Source organism: Paraburkholderia sabiae (genome assembly GCF_030412785.1).
GTDB classification, from domain to species: domain Bacteria; phylum Pseudomonadota; class Gammaproteobacteria; order Burkholderiales; family Burkholderiaceae; genus Paraburkholderia; species Paraburkholderia sabiae.
Genome location: NZ_CP125295.1, coordinates 3,810,596 through 3,831,405 on the forward strand (window position 1 = coordinate 3,810,596; position 20,810 = coordinate 3,831,405).

A 20,810-nucleotide genomic window follows, 5' to 3' on the forward strand; every position below is an offset into this window, starting at 1 on the left:
GAGAGCACGTTCAAAGGTGATGACGATGAAAACGATGGGTCGGTTGCTGGCGGGGTTCGGTATGGCTTGCGCGCTGTTTGCTGGCGCGGCGCACGCGAGCGTGACGATCGGCGGCACGCGGGTCGTGTATCCGCTCGATCAGCGCGAGGTGACGGTCAAGCTGGACAACGACAGCCGCACGCCGTCGCTGGTGCAGGTGTGGATGGACGACGGCAACGCCGATACGAAACCCGCCGACAGCAAGACGCCCTTCGTCATCACGCCGCCGATCTTCCGCATGGACGCGGGCAAGTCGCAGACGCTGCGCGTCATGTTCACGGGCGAGGCATTGCCGCAGGATCGCGAGTCGGTGTACTGGCTCAACGTGCTGGACGTGCCGCCGAAGGCCGACGTCGCGCCCGACACGAATACGCTGCAATTCGCCTACCGCACGCGAGTCAAGGTGTTCGTGCGTCCGCCGAAGCTGCAAGGCAAGCCGGACGACGCGCCTCGACAGCTCGACTGGAAGGTCGTCCCGGCGCCGCAAGGCAAGGGGCAGGCGCTCGCGGTGTCGAATCCGACCGCGTATTACGTGTCGTTCAGCGAGATCGCCGTGTCGGCCAACGGCAGGACGTACAAGAACGACCAGGGCGGCATGGTTCCGCCGCACGGCAAGCAGATCATCGACGTGCCGCAAATGAGCGGCGTGCAGTCCGGCAAGGTCCACTACATGGCGATCAACGATTTCGGCGGCGCCATCGAGGGCGACGCGTCGATCGCGCCTTGATCCTCTTCGCGTCATTCTGAACGTTCGGTCCGAGCTTTTCCGCATACCCCTTCCGATCTCAAAAACGCGGACGCGCCACTTCGCGTGCTCCGCGCTGAGCCTTGTCGCGCAAGGCTTTCCGGCATCTCATAAATAGGAGTTGTCTGAGGTACTTCTATCTCACAAATCCATAACATCGATTTGTACCTGATCAACAGGCCGACGTTTCACGCAATCGAAGTTATCGGATCATGAAGCCCTCACGTTCACATCAAGCGCAAGATCGCGCCGGCGCGACACCCCGGCCGTTCGTGTTGAATCCCGTCACGGCTGTCGTGCTGTCGGTGTTTGCGATCGCAAGCAGCCTGGGCGTGAGCAGCGCGCATGCGGACGAACAGAGTGGCGCAGTCCAGTTCGATACGACGTTCCTGCAGATCGACACACAACGCGTCGATATCGCGCGTCTCGCGCGCGGCAATGTCGTGACGCCCGGCGACTACACGGTCGACATCGTCGTGAACGGCAATCGCGTCGCACGCGACAGCGTCCGCTTCGTCGCGACGCGCGAAGGCGAAAACGCGCGCGCATGCTTCACGCGCAAGATGCTCGAAGGCTTCGGCGTCGATTTTTCGAAGCTCGCGAGCGACCACGAACAACCGGCCGGCGAATGCATCGATCTCGCCGCGCTCGTGCCTGACGCGACCGCTGACTTCGACTTCGCCGAACAGAAGCTGTCCATTTCAGTTCCGCAGAAATACATGCGCAGCATGGCGCGCGGCTACGTTGCTCCCGAGTTGTGGGACAGCGGCGTCAACGCGGGCTTTCTCAGCTACAACGCGAACGTGTACCAGACCAACGCGAACGGCTTCCGCTCGACGCAGGAGTATCTCGGTCTGAATGCGGGCGTGAATGTCGGCGGCTGGCACTTCCGGCATCAGTCGTCGACGACGGCGGCGACGGGCCAGGCCACGCAGTTCGACAACATCGCCACGTATGTTCAGCACGACATCACGAAGCTGCGTTCGCAAGTCACGCTCGGCGACGCGCAAACGACGGGCGACGTGTTCGACAGCGTGTCGTTCCGCGGCGCGCAGATCGCAACCGACGACCGCATGCTGCCCGAATCGCTGCGCGGCTATGCGCCTGTCGTGCGCGGCACGGCGGAATCGAACGCACGCGTGACGGTGCGGCAGAACGGCCAGGTGATCTACGAAACGAATGTGTCGCCGGGACCGTTCGAAATCCGCGATCTGTACGCGACCGGCTACGGCGGCAATCTCGACGTGACCGTGACGGAAGCCGATGGCCGCGCGAAAAGCTTTTCGGTGCCTTATGCAGCCGTCGCACAATCGCTGCGTCCCGGCTCGACGCGCTTCGCATTCACGGCGGGCCAGCTGCGCGACGACTCGCTGCAGACCAAGCCCGGCTTCACACAGTTCACGATGCAGCGCGGGCTGACGAACCTGATCACGTTGTATGGCGGCGGGATCGTTTCGAACGGCTACCTTGCGGCGAATCTCGGCGCAGCCTTCAATACGAAGTACGGCGCAGTCGCAGCCGATGTGACGACGGCGCGCACGGAGATTCCCGGCGACGCGACGCATCAGGGACAAAGCCTGCACATCGGCTACAGCAAGTTCATCGATTCGACGGATACCAACATCGCGCTCGGCGCTTATCGTTATTCGGATGCCGGTTATCTCGGTCTCGCCGATGCGGCTCGCGTGCGCGACGCCGCGCTGCACGGTGGCGATATCGCTGCGGCCGACCGCGAACGCGGCCGTCTGCAGCTGACGGTGAACCAGAACCTGAGCAACCGCGGATCGGTGTTCGCGACGGTTTCGTCGCAGCACTACTGGAACAGGCCGGGTCGCGACGTGTTTTATCAACTGGGCTATTCGAACGGCTTCAAATACGGCACGTATAGCGTGACGGCGGGACGCACGCGCAGCGCGGATGGCACGCTGTCGAACGAAATCATGCTGAGCACGACGATTCCGCTCGGCCATACGCCGCACGCGCCGATGCTGTCGACGAACCTCAGTAGCGGCACGGGCGCGACGAGCATGCAGACGAGCATCGGCGGCGCGGCGGGCGAGCACAACCAGTTCTCGTACAACGCATACGGCTCGGCGAGCCAGTCGGCCTCCGCCGATGTCAACGGGAATGCCGGCGCGAGCGGCAGCTGGCGCGCGCCGGTTGCGCAGGTGACGGCCTCGGCGAGCGGCGGCGCGCATTCGTCACAGGTGTCGGCGGGCGTGAGCGGCTCGATCGTCGCGCATCCGGGCGGCGTCACGTTCTCGCAGACGGTCGGCGACACGTTCGGCGTGGTCGAGGCGAAAGGCGCGGAAGGCGCGACGATTCTGGGCGCGACGGGCGTGAAGGTCGATTCGCACGGCTATGCCGTGGTGCCGTATCTGACGCCGTACGCGATGAACGCGGTCGATCTCGATCCGAAGGGCACGTCGACGGATGTGGAGTTCGAGTCGACGGCCGAGCATGTCGCGCCGCGGCTGGGATCGGTTGCGATGCTGAAGTACAAGACGGTGACAGGACGCGCGGCGTTGATCCGTGCGCCGCGTCTGGGCGGAGAAGCGTTGCCGTTCGGCGCGGAGGTGGTGGATGGTAGCGGGCGACATGTCGGCGTTGTCGCGCAGGACAGCCGGATTTTTGCGCGCGGGCTGGAAGACAGCGGGACGCTTGTTGTGACGCTCGGAGACGAGCAAGGGGAAATTTGTCGGATCCGATATGCGTTGCCCGCGAAAGGCCGTGAGGCGAGTGCTTATGTCTCGCTGGAAGAGCATTGCATCGGCGCGAGCAGCGCGATGGCCCGTGACTAATGTCGGCGTCACGCTGCGTCGAGTGGTGCAGGGAACATCGGGTGAAGTCAGGATTGGAGGGATTACGCAAATGCAGACATTTATCGAGCGACTCAAAGCGCGATTCAGGGTGGTCGCGAAAAAATCGTTACTCGGGGCTGTAGCCGTGTTGCTGATGGTCGCAGGAGCGAACGCAATCGCGGCTACGGTCACTTTTCCGGCTTACGTGGGATCCGTGGCGAATCTGTCGTTTCCCGCGTCAACTACAGGCGCACAGAACGCCCCCGTTGGCACGGTGCTTCAGGCGGTCAATCAGAACGTCGGCGTTTCGATAAGTGGCGTGACTTGCGACATCCAGAAGAGCGCAGTGGTCAACGGAACCCCGGTTCCCGGAAGCACCACATTGTTTCAGACGAACGTACCGGGCGTCGGCGTGAAGTTTGCCCTGACCAACGGCTGGACCGGCTCAGGTGCAAACGCGCCGTACTCCGAGACGCTTACGGGTACCACAGGCACCTACCCGATGTACATGCAGGCAGTGCTGGTCGTTACCGGTCCGATCGGGACGGGCACGCTCACAACGCTTCCGAGCCTCACCGTCACATATTCTGGAAGCTGCTTCCCAACAGTCTCCGCCACTCAGTACGTCAACACGGGCTCGCAAATCGTCGCTGCGACTTGCCAGGTGACCACGGGCGCGATCCAGGTCACATTGCCCAAGGCGCTTTCGACCAATCTGAAAACCGCTGGTGCAACGACAGGCGCGTTGCCGCTGGCGATAGGTCTCAACTGCGCGAGCGGTGTGAAGGTCAACGTTACGCTTTCGGACGCTACGACCCCGTCCAATCGTACGAACGTGCTGAGTTTGGCGTCGGGTTCGTCTGCATCGGGTCTCGGCATTCAAATATTGTATGGATCGACGCCGATTTCCTATGGCGCGGATTCGGCGACTGCCGGGAATACCAATCAGTGGTCGGCGGGAACGGCGGCCGGTGGGGCAATGCAGATTCCACTTACGGCTCAATACATCAGAACCACGGGGACACTGGTTCCGGGCTCAGTAAAGGGCGCTGCGACGTTCACGATGTCGTATCAGTAAGCGTAAAGCGGGATGTTCTGAATCCGTCGCGGGCAACGCGTCGATGGCCCAGATGCGCGCGGCGCAGGAGTGTCGAATGAAGCATTTGATGAACGTGTTTTTCAGCGCATCCCGCGGGGTGCGAACGAGGTCCGCGATGGCTGCCGCTTGCGTTACCAGAATGACGGCCGTGCTACTGCTGATGCTCGTCGGCTCCCAGGCGATGGCTGCAGGGACGATCACCTTCCCGGCTAGTGCGAACCTGACGTTTCCAGCGTCGATAGCCGTATCGCGCGACATGCCCGTAGGCACCGTGCTGTCCAGCCAGGCGGTGAACGTCGGTTTGTCTGCTAGCGGCGTGACGTGCAACGTGCAAAAGGACGTTACGGTAAATGGCATGCCGGTTCCCGGCAATCCGCTGATATACCAGACTGGGGCTCACGGCATCGGCGTGCATTTCTACATCACGAGCGGGTGGAACGGAAGCTGGGTCGACGCTCCGGTTTCCCAGACGTTGACGACTCCGACCGGCTCGACGGCGCATTATCTGCGGGCCGACCTGGTGGTCAGCGGCGCCGTCTCTCCCGGAACAGTCGTTTCCCTACCGAGCATGACGGTGACCTTCTCGGGTAGTTGCATCACGACCGTGTCGGGAACGTTGACGCTGACGACCGGCACCGCCATCACCGTCAGTAGCTGCAGCGTGACAACGCCGCAGCTCACGTTTAATTTGCCCAAGGTGTACCCGAAGGATCTTGCAAATACCGGCGCAACCGCCGACGATACGACGCTGCCGTTGACGCTCAACTGCCCGGCAGGCGTCAAGGTCGCCGTGACGATCACCGATGCCACGACACCCACCAACCGGTCGACCACTCTGACTCTGCCCAGAGGCTCCGCCTCGGGCGTCGGCCTCCAGTTGCTCAATGGCAGCACGGTAATCGCATATGGCCCGGATTCGGCGGTGGCGGGAACGACGAATCAATGGTCCGCGGGCACCGCGACGGGCGGCGCGATGCAGATTCCGTTGACGGCGCGCTACGTCCGCACGAGTGGGCAGCTCACGCCGGGCAGCGTGTCGGGCGTCGCGACGTTCACGATGTCCTACCAATAGGACGTCCGCCGGACGCCCGCCCGAGGCGGAATTCCATTCACCGTCGCGATGACGTGTATCATTCGTCCCACACTTGTCCTGGCCGACGATTCAGCCGTTCAGCGCCTGCGAACCATCGCCGCCATGAAGCAAAGGCGCATTGCACCGCCCGACCAGGACGCACCGGGCCGCGCCGCTCGCCCGAACCCTAATTTCCGCCTCACACGATGTCAGTCTCCGAACTCAAACGTCGCCGCACGTTCGCGGTCATTTCCCACCCTGACGCGGGTAAAACCACGCTGACCGAAAAGCTGCTGCTGTTTTCGGGCGCGATCCAGATCGCGGGCACCGTGAAGGGCCGCAAGAGCAATCGCTACGCGACGTCCGACTGGATGGAAATCGAAAAGCAGCGCGGCATTTCGGTCGCGAGTTCGGTGATGCAGTTCGAATACGGCGACTGCGTGATCAATCTGCTCGACACCCCGGGCCACGAAGACTTCTCGGAAGACACGTACCGCGTGCTGACGGCCGTCGATGCCGCCGTGATGGTGATCGACGGCGCGAACGGCGTCGAAGCGCAGACGCTCAAGCTGCTCGAAGTGTGCCGCAGCCGCAAGACGCCGATCGTCACGTTCATCAACAAGCTCGACCGCGAAGTGCGCGAGCCGCTCGATCTGCTCGACGAAATCGAGCAGCATCTGGGCGTGTCGGCCGTGCCGTTCACCTGGCCGATCGGTATGGGCAAGGACTTCCAGGGCGTCTACGACATCCAGAACGATCAGGTGCGCGTGTTCCGCGCGGGTCAGGACACGCTCGGCGGCGCGGTCGAGACGATCCAGGCGCTCAGCGACGAGGAAGGCGAGCGCCGCTTCGGCCACGCATGGGTGCGCGCAAAGGAAGAAATCGACCTGATCACGGGCGCGACGCCCACCTTCGATCGCGACGAGTTCCTCGCGGGCCAGCAATCGCCCGTGCTGTTCGGTTCGGCGATCAACAACTTCGGCGTGAAGGAAATTCTCGATGCGCTCGTCGACCTCGCGCCGCCGCCGTCCGCGCGACTGACGGTGCAGCGTCCCGTGCAGCCGGACGAGCCGAAGTTCACGGGCGTCGTGTTCAAGGTGCAGGCGAACATGGATCTCGCGCACCGCGACCGCGTCGCGTTCATCCGCGTGTGCTCGGGGCGTTTCGAGCGCGGCATGGCGCTGAAGGTCACGCGCAACAACAAGACGTTCCGCGCGAACAACGTGGTGACGTTCCTGTCGCAGCGCCGCGAGACGGTCAGCGAGGCGTATGCGGGCGATATCATCGGCATCCCGAATCACGGCACGCTGAGTCTCGGCGACACGCTGACGGAAGGCGAACTGCTGCAGTTCGTCGGTCTGCCGTTTTTTGCGCCGGAAATCTTCCAGACGGTCGAAGTGGTCGATCCGATGCGTTCCAAGCAGCTCGGCGAAGCGCTGAAGCAGCTTGGCGAAGAGGGCGCGATTCAGGTGTTCAAGCCGGTCGTCGGCGGGCTGACGATTCTGGGCGCTGTTGGACAGCTGCAGTTCGAAGTGGTGTCGCATCGGTTGTCGACCGAATATAAGGTCGACGTGCGGATGGGGCCTGCGCGGTATCGGATGTCACGGTGGGTTACCTGCGATGACGCAGGTGAATTGCGGCGGTTCTGTGATTCTTACGCTCCGCGTATTGCTTATGATGCGGCTGATGCGCCTACCTACCTTGCTTCGCATGTCTCTGAGATTGAGGTTGCGCAGAAGGCCTGGCCGAAGATCGTGTTTAATGAGCTGCGCGAGCATTCGGGGGCGCCGTTCAGGAAGGCTATGTAGGTTTTTTTTGTCTGCGACGCTAGTCGCGATTTTTGGTTTTGTTGCGGTGGCATCCGCGTTGACGTATCGGTTTGCTAGCGTTGCCCCTGTGCGGGGCGGCACCTACTTTTCTTTGCAGCGGCAAAGAAAAGTAGGCAAAAGAAAGCCGCTTCAAACCTCCGGTGCCGGCCAGGATAACGCCACGGCACACGTTCCTTGAGCTTTCGCACAGCGACGTCCGGACTCCGTAGAAAGCCCGCAGTCAGGCGCGCTCGGCGCCAAAGATGACATCCCTTTGGGGCACATTCGGTCGGCTTGTTTTTGTGCGTTTGCCGTCGGATTGCGGCGGTATGTGTTCCGGACTGTGTGCGGGATTTTCGCGCCGTGCGCGGTTGACTGCGGGCTTTCTACGGAGTGCGGACGTCGCTGCGCAATAGCTCAAAAAACACATGCCGTAGCGGTATCCTGGCAGGCACCGGAGGTACAAAAGCGGCTTTCTTTTGCCTACTTTTCTTTGCCGCTGCAAAGAAAAGTAGGTGCCGCCCCGCACAGGGGCAACGCTAGCAAACCGATACGAATTCGCGGATGCCAGCAAAAACCAAAAAAGCAGAAACCCAAAATCAAAAACCAAAATGGCGACTAGCGTCGCAGACAAAAAATCAAGACATACTCAAAACCTGCTCCCGCATCCAACTAGCAAAAGCCTGCACATGCTCGAGCCCAGCATGCCGCGCAGCGATATCAAGCCAATACCCGTAGGGACCACTAACCTCGATATCAGACATAGGCGCAAGGCTGCCTTCAGCCAATTCCTCAACAATCATATTCCGATCAACGATCGCCAGCCCAACACCCTTGCGCGCAGCATGAATAGCCTGCTCGAGTGTCGAAAACTCGATCCCGTTCTCGCTATACCGCGCAGGCAAGCCAGCCTTATCGAGCCAATCCGGCCAAAGATTCAACCGCGCATCGTTGTGCAGCACATGCAGCGCGGGCAGCGTCTCCAGCAACTTGTCGAGCGCCTCGCCGCCGAACCGCGGCGAACCAACCAGCGTATGACGCTCGATCATCAGCAGCTCGGAATGCGCATCGGGCAACGCGTCGCGGCCGAAACGGATGTTGCAGTGACAATCGTCGGTGGGTCCAGTGCGCACGGACAGCTCGACGTCCGGCAACTCGACGGCCAGCGAGCCGAGCCGCGGCGAAAACCATTGCGTCGCAAAAGTAGGCGGCACGGATAGCACAAGGCGTCGGCGGCCCTTCGCCGTCGTGACCTGGCGCGTGCCGCGTTCGAGCGTATCGAAGGCTTCCGACACGCACGGCAAAAGCTGCTGACCAGCCTTCGTCAGCCGGATGCCCTTGTGATCGCGCTCGAAAAGCTTCGCGCCAAGCGACTCTTCGAGAATCTTGATCTGCCGGCTGACGGCGCCCTGCGTCACGCACAGCGCTACGGCCGCGCGGTTGAAACTCATGTGCCGTGCCGTCTCTTCGAAAAAGCGCAACGCGATCAGCGAGGGCAAACGCCGCATAAATCTTCCTTCAGTCTCATCTTCTTCTCTGACTCGCCGGCAGTAGATGGCCGGCGGGCATGCTCCCCGTGCATTCGACATGCGGCACGCCATCGCGTCGCCCGTCGCGCCGCGGCGGGAAGCGGCGCCGCGAGCTGTGCGGCGATTCTACATGCTGCGCCAGACGCGGCGTGCGCTGGCCGCGGAAACCATGCGCTAACATCGGATGGAAAGCGGCAGCGGGGACTGGCCTATCGCATGCATGAGACCGACATCGCGGCGTCTTCGCGCATCGCCTATCCTGATGACTGATGAAACCGCGCGCGCCCGATGCGCCCAGATGCCCGGCGCGCGCACTCACCTCATTCGCGGAGCGCCCGTGACCGTACGCAATCTCGACGCGTTGTTTCGCCCGAAATCCGTCGCCGTGATCGGCGCCTCGGACCGCCCCGGCAGCACGGGCGCGATGGTCTGGAAGCGGCTGATCGAAGGCGGCTTCGACGGCCCCGTGTGGGCCGTCAATCCGAAGTACGACATGCTCGACGGCCACTCGTGCGTCGGCAATGCGGGCGATCTGCCCGACGCGCCCACGGTCGCGATCGTCTGCACGCCATCGTCGACGTGGCCCGGTATCGTCCACACGCTCGGCGGACGCGGCACGCGGGCGGCGATCATCGTCGGCGAAGTGCGCGGCGAGGAAGGCCGCGCCGACGTGCGTCATATGCTCGCCGCCGCGCGTCCGCATCTGTTGCGGATCGTCGGGCCGGGCAGCCTCGGCATCGTGACGCCCGCGCTCAAGGCGCATCTCGGCGCGCCGTCCGTGACGGTGCGGCCGGGCGGCGTCGCGTGGGTGTCGCAGTCGAACGCGCTGACGAACGCGGTGCTCGGCTGGGCGCACGCGCGCGGCCTCGGTTTTTCGCACGCGCTCGCGCTCGGCGACGAAGCCGACGTCGATGCCGGCGACGTGCTCGACTATCTGGCAAGCGATCCCGCCACGCGCGCGATCCTGCTCGAAGTGGATTCGGTGAAGGCGGCGCGCAAGTTCATGTCGGCGGCGCGGGCGGCGGCGCGCAACAAGCCGGTGCTGGCGCTCCGCTCGGGCCGCAGCGATCCCGACGACGCGCTCTACACGGCCGCTTTCCGCCGCGCGGGCATGGTGCGCGTCGATGCGCTCGACGATCTGCTCGACGAAATCGAAACGCTCGGCGTGGGCCGCGTTGCAGCGGGCGCGACGGCGACGCTGATCACGAGCGACCGCGGCGTCGCGACGCTCGCCACCGACGCCTTCAAGGCGGCCGGCGACACGCTCGCGCCATGCCCATCGGGCGCCGTCGATGCGCTCGCGCAGGCGCTGCCGCGTGCCAGACCGGGCAATCCGCTGCTGCTCGGCAGCGACGCGCGCGCCGAGCATTTCGGCACGGCGCTCAAGGTGCTCGCCGACCAGCGTTCGACGGGCACGGCTTTCGTCGTGCACGCGTCGACGCACAGCGCGCCCGTCGAAGAAGTCGCGCAGGCGCTGATCGCGAATCAGCGCTACGCGTATCGCGGACTGCTCGCGTGCTTTTTCGGCGGCGTGAAGCGTGAAACGCGGGACGCCTTGCACGAACACGGCATTCCCGTCCACACGACGCCGCAGCGGCTCGCGCGCGCGTTCGAGCGTCTGGTCGAATATCGCCTCGTGCGCGAACTGCTGATGCAGACGCCCGAAGGCCAGCCCGCGCGCGTGCCCGAAGCGATCGATGCCGCGCAGGCGCAGGCGTGCGCGGCGCTGTCGTCGGGCGTGACGGAACTCGAAGGCGACGACGCGGCGCGGCTGCTCGCGCACTTCGGCCTTCGCACCATTCCCGACGTTGCGCGCGAACAAGCCGTCGTCGATATCTCAGTCGAACTGCGCGACGACGACAACTTCGGCCCGGTGTTCCGCTTCACCGCGCCGCCCGAGCACGACGAAGCGCGGCCGATGTGCGTGTTCGGCCTGCCTCCGCTGAATCCCGTGTTGTCGCGCGACATCCTGTCGAACTCCGCGTATTTCCGCGCGGTCGCGCCCGAGCCTGTGCTGGGCGCGTTCACGGCGATCTCGCAGGCGGTGTCGGAGATACGCGAGATCGTGTCGCTGAAACTCGCGTTGCGCGTGATGAAGAACGGCGCGGCGATCGTCGCGCCGCGTTTGCGGCTGTCGGCGAGCCGCACGCGCTTCGCGATCATGCCGTATCCGCGGCGCTACGAAGAAACGCTCGACTGGCGCGGTCAGCGCATCACGGTGCGGCCGATTCGTCCCGAAGACGAGGCAGCGCATCGCGAGTTCGTCGAATCGATGACGCCCGACGATTTACGTCTGCGCTTTTTCGGTGCGGTCGGCAGCTTCGACCATTCGCAACTCGCGCGCATGACGCAGATCGACTACGACCGCGAGATGGCGCTGATCGCGACGACGCGGAACGACGACGGCTCGATACGCACGCTCGGCGTGGTGCGCGCCGTCGCGGACCCGGACAACGAAACGGCCGAATTCGCGATGGCCGTGCGTTCGGATCAGAAGGGAAGAGGCTTGGGGCGGCTGTTGATGGAGCGCATCATCGCGTACGCGCGGGCGCGCGGCACGCACTGGATCGTCGGCGAGGCGTTGCGCGAAAACTCCGCGATGATCGGCCTCGCGACGGCCGTTGGTTTCACGACGGCGCGCACCGAGGATCCGGGCGTCGTCGGCTTCAGAATGGCGCTCGAACAGCCGGACGACGCCAAACAAAAAGGCGGCGCACCGGGGTTCGGCGCGTCGCCTGCATGTTCTCCGAACACGCGCTAGATCGCGCGCTCGATGTTCGGGTGAATGCGCTCAGGCCGCGAGTTTTGTCGAGGCCGCGTCCACCTGCTCGCGCGAGACAGCCAGTTCGTCGAGCCATTCGGGCGCATACGTTGCGCCCGTTTCGCGTTCGAGACGCGCGATCGTCGCGGCGCAGCGCATGGCGTCCTTGGGCGTCGCGATGAACGACTTCACCGATTGACCTGCCGTGAACGCTTCGAAGAGCGGCACGCGCACTTCGTCGGGCAGCGCACGGGTCCATTGATACGGCTTGCCGTTGAACGTCACGGTCGGCGGAAGCACGCGTTCTTTTTTCGCGGCGGGAATCAGGCCGAAGTTACGCGCGGCGTCACCGATCTGATCGGCGGAAAAGAGTTCGTCGGGCGTGATGTCGAACTGGGCGATGAAGGTTTCGATCTGCTTCATCGCGGCGGCGCGGTCATCGCGTTTTTGCTGCGCGCGCGAGACGATTTCGCGGAGTTCGTCGGCTTCTTCGCTGGTGATGGTGAAGTTCGCCTGCTTTTGCTGGAGGTCGGAGAAACGGTGGAATTCGGAGTCGGAGAGGAGTTTTGCCATATCGATTGCGCGTGGGCGCAAAGTGCTTTTTTGCGAGGGGCCGTATTTTAGCCTATGGTTTTTGTCTGCGACGCAGTCGCCATGCTTTGGGTTTTGGTTTTCGCTGGCATCCTTTGAGCTGTCGCGCAGCGACGCCAACACTCCGTAGAAAGCCCGCAGTCAGGCGCGCGCGGCGCGAAAGATGACATCCACTTGCGGCACATTCGGTCGGCCTGTTTTTTGTGCGTTTGCCGCCGGTCTGATTGCGGCGGCATGTGCTCCAGACTGTGTGTGGGTTTTTCGCGCCGTGCGCGGTTGACTGCGGGCTTTCTACAGAGTGCGGACGTCGCTGCGCAATAGCTCAAAGAACACATGCCGTAGCGGTATCCTGGCAGGCACCGGAGGTTTGAAGCGGCTTTCTTTTGCCTACTTTTCTTTGCCGCTGCAAAGAAAAGTAGGTGCCGCCCCGCGCAGGGGCAACGCTAGCAAACCAAAACGAACACGCGGATGCCAGCGCAGCAAAAAACCCAAACAGGCGACTAGCGTCGCAGACAAAAAACTCAATCCGCCGAATAAGTCTTCTGCGTCTGCTCCCCAAGCCCCTCAATTCCTAAACGCACTGTCTGCCCAGACTTCAAATACACAGCCTCGGGCTTCACGCCCATCCCAACCCCTGGCGGCGTGCCGGTAGAAATCACATCCCCCGGCTGCAAGCTCATACACTGCGACAGATAAGAAACCAGCTTGGCAACGCCAAACACCATGGTCTTGGTGCTGCCGTTCTGATACCGATGCCCATCCACCTCGAGCCACATCTTCAGGTTCTGGACATCGGCCACTTCGTCGCGAGTAACGACCCACGGCCCGATCGGCCCGAACGTATCGAAGCCCTTGCCCTTGTCCCACTGACCCGCTCGCTCGATCTGCCATTCGCGTTCGGACACGTCGTTGATCACGCAATAGCCCGCGACGTAATCGAGCGCATTAGCCTCGTCGACGTACTTCGCTTCCTTGCCGATCACCACGCCCAGTTCCACTTCCCAGTCGGTCTTCTTCGAACCGCGCGGAATTTCAATGCCGTCGTTCGGACCGACGATCGCGCTCGTCCACTTGTTGAACACGACTGGCTCGGTCGGCACGGGCAGATTCGATTCAGCGGCATGGTCCGCGTAATTCAGACCGATACACACGAACTTGCCGATCTTGCCGACGCACGGCCCGATACGCGGATTGCCTTCGACCACCGGCAGCGACGCCGGATCGAGCGCACGCAGCTTCGCGAGCGACGCGTCCGACAACGCGCTGCCGTCGATATCGGCGACCACGTTCGACAGATCGCGAATCTTGCCTTGCGCATCCAGCAAGCCCGGCTTTTCCTGGCCCTTCGGTCCATAACGAAGCAGTTTCATCGCTGCAGTTTCCTCTGTTCAGTGATTCCGTGGTTCATAAATGTCGATGCCGCGCGCTCAGTTCGACCAGCCGCCGTCGATCACATGCGCCTGGCCCGTCGTGAACGCCGACTCGTCGGACGCCAGATACAACGCCAGCGCCGCGATCTCCTCCGGCTTGCCGACGCGACCCATCGGCTGACGCGCGACGAACGCGGCATGCACCGCGTCGACCGTTGCGCCTTGCGCCTTCGCCTGTTCTGCAATGCGCTGTTCGAGCGAAGGCGAGTGTACCGTGCCAGGACAGATCGCGTTGCAGCGCACGCCGCGCGTCACGAAGTCCGCGGCGATGGCCTTGGTCAGACCGATGACAGCGGCTTTCGATGCACCATACACGAAGCGGTTCGGCACGCCCTTCACGCTCGACGCCGCCGACGACATATTGATGATCGACCCGCCGCCCTTCTCCAGCATCGCGGGCAAGAACGCGCGGATCATCCGGTACATCGCCTTCGCGTTCAGATCGAAGGCGAAGTCCCAGTCCTCTTCGCTCGCTTCGAGAATCGAGCCCGCGTGCACATAGCCCGCGCAATTGAACAGCACGTCGATCGGGCCGAGTTCCTGCGCGAGCGCCTTGATCGCCGCGCCGTCGAGCACATCGAGCTTGCGCGCTTCGACGGGCTTGTCCTTGAGCGCGTCGATGCGAATGTCGGTCGCGATGACGCGCGCGCCTTCACGCGCGAAAAGCTCGGCTGTCGCAAGGCCGATGCCCTGTCCCGCTGCCGTGATCAGGGCCGTCTTCCCGGCCAGTCTTTGTACCATTTAAGGCTCCCATTGGATTGGCGTTTTGGTCATACCGGGTATTGCAACGGCTGCTCACCGGCGCGAACGTGGAAATCTCGATGCAATCACAAACCGGTCACAGGCGATAGAACGCTGCCGCGTTGTCGCCGAATATCGCATCGCGCTCGCCATCGGCAAGCGACGACAGCAGCAGCGTCGCGATCGAATGCCACAGCAGATAGTCGCCGTTCAGATTCAGCACAGGCCAGTCGCTGCCCCACATCAGGCGCTTCGGTCCGAACGCGGCGAGCAGATGATCGACATAAGGACGCAGCGTCGCTTCCGTCCAGCCTTGCGCGGCCTCTGTCGCGAGCCCGGAGATCTTGCAGTGCACGTGCGGATGCTTCGCGAGCCGCGTGATGCCCTCGGCCCACGCATGCCAGCCCGCGCTGCCGTCGCGGATCGGCGGCTTCGCGCCGTGATCGATCACGATACGCAACTGCCGAAAGCGTTCGATGAACGTGTCGAGCGCATCGACGTGACGCGTGAAGATCAGCGCATCGAACGCGAGGTCGTGAGCGATCAATGCATCGACAGCGGGTTTGAGTACGGGATTTGCGATCCAGTCGTCGTCGGGCAGGTCTTGCAGCATCGGCCGAATACCCTTGAATTTCGGCTTCTGCGCGAGTTCTGCAATCAGTGTGGGGGCGTCGGGATCGAGCATCGGCACCCAGCCGACGATGCCCGCAATCGAATCCTCATTGCTCGCGAGATCGAGCAGATAGCGCGTCTCGTCGACGGTCGGCGCGGCCTGCACGACGACTGTGCGCGACACGCCCGCGCGTTCGCGCAGCGGCGCCAGATCGTCGGGGCCAAACGTGCGATAGAGCGGCGCGAGTTCGGGCGTGAGCCAGCCGTAGTCGCCGCGCTCGGGGTTCCAGTAATGCTGGTGTGCGTCGATTTGCATGATGTGTTCGAACCGCTAGTCCTTCGGCACAGGTGCGCGCGTATCGAGCAACCCTTTATCGCGCAGCGCGTGCCAGAGTTCGGCGGGAATGGGCTTGTCGAACGAAGCCACATTCTCGCGCAGTTCGGCCGCATTGCGCGCGCCCGTCAACACCGTGGCGACAGCGGGATGCGCATAAGGAAACTGCAGCGCGGCCGCAGCAAGCGGCACGCCATGCACCTTGCACACGGCTTCGAGACGCGCGACGCGTTCAATGACTTCCTTCGGCGCCTCGCCATAGTTGAACTTCAGATCGCCTTCGACGCCGCGCGCGAGAATCCCCGAATTGAACGCACCGCCCAGCAGAATGCTGACGTTGCGCTTTTCGCATTCGGGCAGCAGGTCTTCGAGTGTGGCCTGTTCCAGCAGCGTGTAGCGGCCCGCGAGCAACGCACAGTCGATATCGAAGTCACGCATCGCATCGAGAATCGCCGCGCCTTCGTTGACGCCGAGACCCACCGCTTTCACGACGCCTTGCGAACGCAGATCGTCGAGCGCGCGAAAGCCGCCGCCTTGCGTCAGTTGCTGCCAGTAGTGCGCGTTGCGCTCGCCATGCGTCGTCACACCGATGTCGTGCACGAGCAGGATGTCGATATCGATGATGCCCAGACGCTGCTGGCTGTCTTCGAACGAACGCAGGATACCGTCGTGCGTGTAGTCGTAAATTGCTTCGAAGGGCAGCGGGTTTTGCCAGCCTTCGCTGCCGTCATATGGGTTCTTGCGCGGCACGTAATGACGGCCCACTTTGGTCGACAGCACGAACTCGCTGCGCGGATAACGCCGCAGCGCATCGCCGAGACGATGCTCGGCCTTCGTGTGTCCATAGTGCGGCGCCGTATCGAAGTAACGCACGCCCGTGTCCCACGCGGCCTGAACGGCGCCGAACGCTTCTTCGTCGGTCAGATCGCGATAGAGCCCGCCAAGCGGCGCGGTGCCGAGACCCAAACCCGTGACTTCGAGCGAGCGTCGTCCGATGCTGCGCCGCTTGCGCACGTTTGATCCTGCCGCATCCGTCATCGTCTCGCTCCCCTGTTCTTTGATCTGCTCACCGCGCGGCCACGTTGACCACCCGATGCGGCAGCGCCGCATTCGCAGGCAGGCACGCCGGCCCGACGGGCTCGAAGGTCTTGTACGTAAGGATAAACTCCTGGTGCCCGAGCGACTCGGATTTCGACGCCGCGCCCTGCGCGACGGCGAGCGTCAGATCGAACACTTCGCGGCCCACTTCGTCGAGCGTCGCGCGGCCCTCAAGGATACGCCCTGCATCGACATCCATGTCGCCCGACAGATTGCGATACGTATTCGGATTCGCGCAGACCTTGATGACGGGCGAAATCGCCGAGCCGACCACGGAGCCGCGTCCCGTCGTGAACAGGATCACATGCGCGCCGCACGCGATCAGTTCGGCAATCTCTGCGTTGTCGCTGATGTTCGGAAAGCCGAAACGCGGCTCACCGTCGGGCACGACGTCGAGCAGATAGAGCCCGCCCGTCGGTGGCACGTCACCCGGCTTCACGATGCCGACGATCGGCGATGCGCCGCTCTTCGCATATGCGCCCAGCGACTTCTCTTCCTGCGTCGTCAGTCCGCCGTCCGCGTTGCCGACGGCGAAGCTGCCGTGACCGAGTATCGAGTAATAGCGCGCAGCCTTCGCGACACACGCGACGATCTCATCGCCGAGATCGTCACGCGCGGCGCGGCTTTTCATATGGAACTCGCAGCCGACCAGCTCGCCCGTTTCTTCGAAAATGCAGGTCGCGTCGTGCTCGATGAAATGATCGAACGCGCGGCCCACGGCCGGGTTCGCCGTGATGCCGCTCGTGCCGTCCGAGCCGCCGCAGATCGTGCCGATCACGAGTTCCGAGAGCGCCATCGGCACCTTCTTCTGCTTCGCGATTTCGCTGCGCGCTTCGCGCACCCAGTCGACACCGTATTGAATCGTGCTGCGCGTGCCGCCTTTTTCCTGAATCGTCAGCACATGAACGGGACGGCCGCTCGCTCGCACGACGTCGACGAGATAGTGCTTGTTCATGCTCTCGCAACCGAGCGACACGAACAGCACCGCGCCGACGTTCGGATGCGTCGTCAGCTGCTCCATCATCTTTTCGGCGTAGCTGTTCGGATAGCAGCCGGGAAAGCCGATCAGATGAACGGGCGATTCGAGTTCCGCGGAAGCATCGCCGAATGCATCGAGCGACGGACGAAACTGCGCAACAATTTCGCGTGCCACGTGATGCGCACATTCGACGAGATACGCCACCGCGACCACGTTGCGGATGCCCTTGCGTCCATCGCTGCGCAGATAGCCTTCGAGCACAGGCGAGGTCCCATTTGCTACGGTCAGGTCGGTCATGTTCGTTTGGCCCGCTCAGTGATGAACGAATGCGTGGCCTGCGTCGTGCGTGTACGTCGGCAGGTAATCGCTTTCGAGGTTGTGCGTGTGCAGATGTTCGCCGCGCGCGACATCGACATTCACGTGGCCGATCACCGCGCCGTAGCGCAGCACTTTTTCATCGGCGTGCAACGCGCGGCGCGCGAGTTTGTGGCCGAGTTCGATCGTCTTCGCGAGCGTCACGTGCTCGCCTTCGATCTCGATCTGCGTGCCAGCTTCGAGCCGCGCGGCGGCGATCAGGCAGTTGTCGTCGGGGCTCAGAAGAATGAGGCGGCGATCCGTCATGTCAGTTTTGTCCTTCGCCGCTGGCGAGTCGCGCGACCATCAGCGAGCCGAGAATGATGGCGCCATAAATGGCCTGAATCCAGAACGACGGCACCTGTGCAAGCGTCAGCAGGTTCTGCACGACGCCGAGCAGCAGCACGCCGGAGAGCGCGCCGAGCATCGTGCCCTTGCCGCCGTCGAGCGAAATGCCACCGATCACGGCCGCCGCGAACACGGTGAAGATCATGCCGTTGCCCTGATTCGCGTTGATCGCGCCGACGTAGCCCGTCACGACGAGTCCACCGATCGACGCGAGCACGCTGCCGAGCACGAACACGCCCCACGTGATGCGCTCGACGCGAATGCCTGCAGCGCGCGCCGCTTCCGGATTGCCGCCAATCGCATACAGCGCGCGGCCCAAGCGGTGATAACGCAGCATGAACGCAGCAATGCCGAACGCAATCGCAGCGAGCCACACGGACAGCGGCAAGCCGAGCACGATGGTCGTCGCGAGCGCGAAGAACGACGGCGGCATATCGAACAGCGTGCCGCCCTTCGTCGCGCCAACCAGCATACCGCGCAACACGATCAGCATCGCGAGCGTGACGATGAACGCGTTCAGTCGCAGCCGCACGACGAGAAAGCCGTTGATGAAACCGATCAGCGCGCCAACCACGACGATCGCCAGCAAGCCGGCAGCAGCGGGCCATTCGAACCCGAAGCCCGCCGACGCCACGGGCATCACGAGCATCGCGCCGATTGCGGGCGCAATGCCGACCGTCGATTCGAGCGAGAGATCGAACTTGCCCGTCAGCACGATCAGCGATTCGGCCAGCACGACGAGCGCCAATGCTGCCGATGCGCCCAGCACGCTGATCAGATTCGCCTTCGTCAGAAAGCTCGGGCTGACGAACGCGCCGATCACGATCAGCAGCGCGAGCGCGGGCACCAGCGCGAGATCGCGCAGGCGCGCGAACTCGATGCGCGGACGCGCGGCGCCGGCGCCCACTCCTTGAGCCGCGGCAAACGCGGGCACACTATTCTTCATGGAGACTGACTCCTTCAACGGATGCGATCAGGTCGTTGTCTTCCCAACCCGCCGGAAACTCGGCCGCGATGCGGCCACGGAACATCACGAGCACGCGGTCGCATGTGCGCAGATCGTCGAGCTCGCCCGATGCGACGATCACCGCCTTGCCTTCGTCGCGCACGCGATCGACGACTGACAGCAACGCTTCTTTCGATTTCACGTCGACGCCTGCTGTCGGATCGATCAGCACGAGCACATCGGGATCGGTTGCGAGCGCGCGTGCCATCACCACCTTCTGCTGATTGCCGCCCGACAGACCCGACACCACATGCTCCGGCCCTTGCGCGACGATGCCGAGCGCGTCGATCATCTTCTTGCCGAACGCGTTCTTCTTCGCGGGCGGCGCAATGCCGAACTTGCCGAGCACGCGCGCAATCGTCATCGATGCGTTTTCCGCGACCGATTGCGTCAGCACAAGTCCTTCGTGATGGCGATCCTTCGGCACGCAGCCGATACCGCGCTTCAATGCAGCGGGCACGTCGCCGGGCGGCAGCGCTTTGCCGTCGACATGGATGCTGCCGCGCTGCGGCTTGCGCAATCCCGCGATCGCTTCCGCGACGCTCGTGCGTCCGCTGCTCGTCGCGCCCGTAATGCCGACGACTTCGCCGCGCTTCACTTCGAACGACACGTCGTCGTAGTCCGCGCCCGCGAGTCCTTCGACCTGCAACGCGACGGCCGTATCCGAAGGCAGCGGCGCGCGCGTCGCGGCATCGGTGACGTTCAGTCCGCCGCGCTCGCCCGTCATCGCTTCGATCAGCTTGTCGCGCGGCAACGCAGAAACAGGCGCGCTGACGATATGCCGCGCATCGCGCAACACGGTGACGGCCTGGCAAATCTCGTACACCTCCTGCAGATGATGCGAGATGAACAGGAACGTCACGCCTTCGCGCTGCAACTCTTCGATGCGTGTGAAGAGCCGCTTGATTTCGTCGCCGTCGAGTTGCGCGGTCGGTTCGTCGAGAATGATGAAGCGCGCGCCATACGACAGCGCCCGCGCGATCTCGACGAGCTGCCGCGCTTCGACGGAGAGATCGCCCGCTCGCGCGTCTTCACGCACGTCGATCTTCCAGTGATCGAGCAGCGCGCGCGCATCACGGCGCATCGCGCGCCAGTCGATCACGCCATTGCGCGTCTGCTGCCGGTTGATGAACAGATTCTCCGCGACGGACAGCTCGCGGATGATCGTCGAATGCTGATAGACGCACGCGACGCGTTCGCGCCACGCATCGCGGTCGGCAATCGGCGGCGCAGCTTCGCCACCGAAGCGCACTTCGCCCGTGTCGGACTTGCGCAAGCCGGTGAGGATCGATACGAGCGTCGATTTGCCCGCGCCGTTGCGCCCGACGAGCGCATGCGACTCGCCGGGCATCACGCGCATGCTCACGTCTCTCAGCGCCGCGTGGCTGCCGAAGCGCTTGCCGACGCCAAGCGCTTCGACGACCGCGCGCGTGGATGCGTTCGCGTCGTGGGTCATTTCAGCG

16 protein-coding genes are annotated in these 20,810 nt (G+C 63.5%); 6 read left to right on the forward strand and 10 right to left on the reverse strand.

Translation table 11 applies throughout. From position 1 onward, the window contains the following. The first annotated feature begins 25 nt into the window (after positions 1–25). From QEN71_RS17180 to QEN71_RS17200, 5 genes are all read left to right on the forward strand, one after another. Entirely contained in the window at positions 26–766 is a 741-nt protein-coding gene (locus tag QEN71_RS17180) for a fimbrial biogenesis chaperone (protein WP_201648273.1), read from the forward strand. A gap of 230 nt (positions 767–996) precedes the next feature. Then, complete coding sequence (locus QEN71_RS17185; RefSeq protein WP_201648272.1) at positions 997–3,585, forward strand: fimbria/pilus outer membrane usher protein; 2,589 nt, start codon at positions 997–999, stop codon at positions 3,583–3,585. Between the two features lie 70 nt (positions 3,586–3,655). Continuing rightward, positions 3,656–4,663, forward strand: coding sequence for a fimbrial protein (locus tag QEN71_RS17190; protein WP_201648271.1), 1,008 nt, complete (start codon positions 3,656–3,658; stop codon positions 4,661–4,663). Positions 4,664–4,739: 76 nt separating this feature from the next. Beyond that, positions 4,740–5,756, forward strand: a complete 1,017-nt coding sequence (locus QEN71_RS17195) for a fimbrial protein (protein ID WP_201648270.1) — start codon at positions 4,740–4,742, stop codon at positions 5,754–5,756. Between the two features lie 206 nt (positions 5,757–5,962). Continuing rightward, entirely contained in the window at positions 5,963–7,564 is a 1,602-nt protein-coding gene (locus QEN71_RS17200; RefSeq protein ID WP_201648269.1) for a peptide chain release factor 3, read from the forward strand. A 638-nt stretch (positions 7,565–8,202) separates the two neighbouring features. Here the strand turns inward: QEN71_RS17200 and QEN71_RS17205 are convergent. Then, positions 8,203–9,072: a LysR family transcriptional regulator gene (locus tag QEN71_RS17205; RefSeq protein ID WP_201648268.1), complete on the reverse strand. Its 870-nt coding sequence runs from the start codon at positions 9,070–9,072 to the stop codon at positions 8,203–8,205. Between the two features lie 358 nt (positions 9,073–9,430). Between QEN71_RS17205 and QEN71_RS17210 the strand changes: the two genes are divergently transcribed. Further along, positions 9,431–11,854, forward strand: a complete 2,424-nt coding sequence (locus tag QEN71_RS17210; RefSeq protein WP_201648267.1) for a bifunctional acetate--CoA ligase family protein/GNAT family N-acetyltransferase — start codon at positions 9,431–9,433, stop codon at positions 11,852–11,854. Positions 11,855–11,884: 30 nt separating this feature from the next. Here the strand turns inward: QEN71_RS17210 and QEN71_RS17215 are convergent, their stop codons facing one another. The 9 genes from QEN71_RS17215 to QEN71_RS17255 all read right to left on the reverse strand — a co-directional run bounded on the left by QEN71_RS17215 (position 11,885) and on the right by QEN71_RS17255 (position 20,803). Then, positions 11,885–12,427, reverse strand: coding sequence for a hypothetical protein (locus tag QEN71_RS17215; protein WP_201648266.1), 543 nt, complete (start codon positions 12,425–12,427; stop codon positions 11,885–11,887). Positions 12,428–12,966: 539 nt separating this feature from the next. After that, complete coding sequence (locus tag QEN71_RS17220) at positions 12,967–13,815, reverse strand: ureidoglycolate lyase (RefSeq protein ID WP_201648265.1); 849 nt, start codon at positions 13,813–13,815, stop codon at positions 12,967–12,969. Positions 13,816–13,872: 57 nt separating this feature from the next. Then, on the reverse strand, positions 13,873–14,616 hold the full coding sequence (locus tag QEN71_RS17225) for an SDR family oxidoreductase (protein WP_201648264.1): 744 nt from the start codon (positions 14,614–14,616) through the stop codon (positions 13,873–13,875). A gap of 97 nt (positions 14,617–14,713) precedes the next feature. Then, positions 14,714–15,544, reverse strand: coding sequence for an amidohydrolase family protein (locus QEN71_RS17230; RefSeq protein ID WP_201648263.1), 831 nt, complete (start codon positions 15,542–15,544; stop codon positions 14,714–14,716). Between the two features lie 15 nt (positions 15,545–15,559). After that, positions 15,560–16,600 carry an aldo/keto reductase gene (locus QEN71_RS17235; protein WP_201648262.1) on the reverse strand — a complete coding sequence of 347 codons (1,041 nt, stop codon included), beginning with the start codon at positions 16,598–16,600 and terminating at the stop codon, positions 15,560–15,562. A gap of 28 nt (positions 16,601–16,628) precedes the next feature. Beyond that, positions 16,629–17,936, reverse strand: a complete 1,308-nt coding sequence (locus tag QEN71_RS17240; RefSeq protein ID WP_201648261.1) for a UxaA family hydrolase — start codon at positions 17,934–17,936, stop codon at positions 16,629–16,631. A gap of 15 nt (positions 17,937–17,951) precedes the next feature. Then, positions 17,952–18,260 carry a UxaA family hydrolase gene (locus QEN71_RS17245; RefSeq protein ID WP_201648260.1) on the reverse strand — a complete coding sequence of 103 codons (309 nt, stop codon included), beginning with the start codon at positions 18,258–18,260 and terminating at the stop codon, positions 17,952–17,954. A gap of 1 nt (position 18,261) precedes the next feature. After that, positions 18,262–19,287 (reverse strand): ABC transporter permease, encoded by a 1,026-nt coding sequence (locus tag QEN71_RS17250; RefSeq protein ID WP_201648258.1) that lies wholly within the window; start codon positions 19,285–19,287, stop codon positions 18,262–18,264. Continuing rightward, positions 19,277–20,803 carry a sugar ABC transporter ATP-binding protein gene (locus QEN71_RS17255; RefSeq protein ID WP_201648256.1) on the reverse strand — a complete coding sequence of 509 codons (1,527 nt, stop codon included), beginning with the start codon at positions 20,801–20,803 and terminating at the stop codon, positions 19,277–19,279. Before QEN71_RS17255 ends, QEN71_RS17250 begins: the two co-directional genes overlap by 11 nt. Between the last annotated feature and the right edge of the window lie 7 nt (positions 20,804–20,810).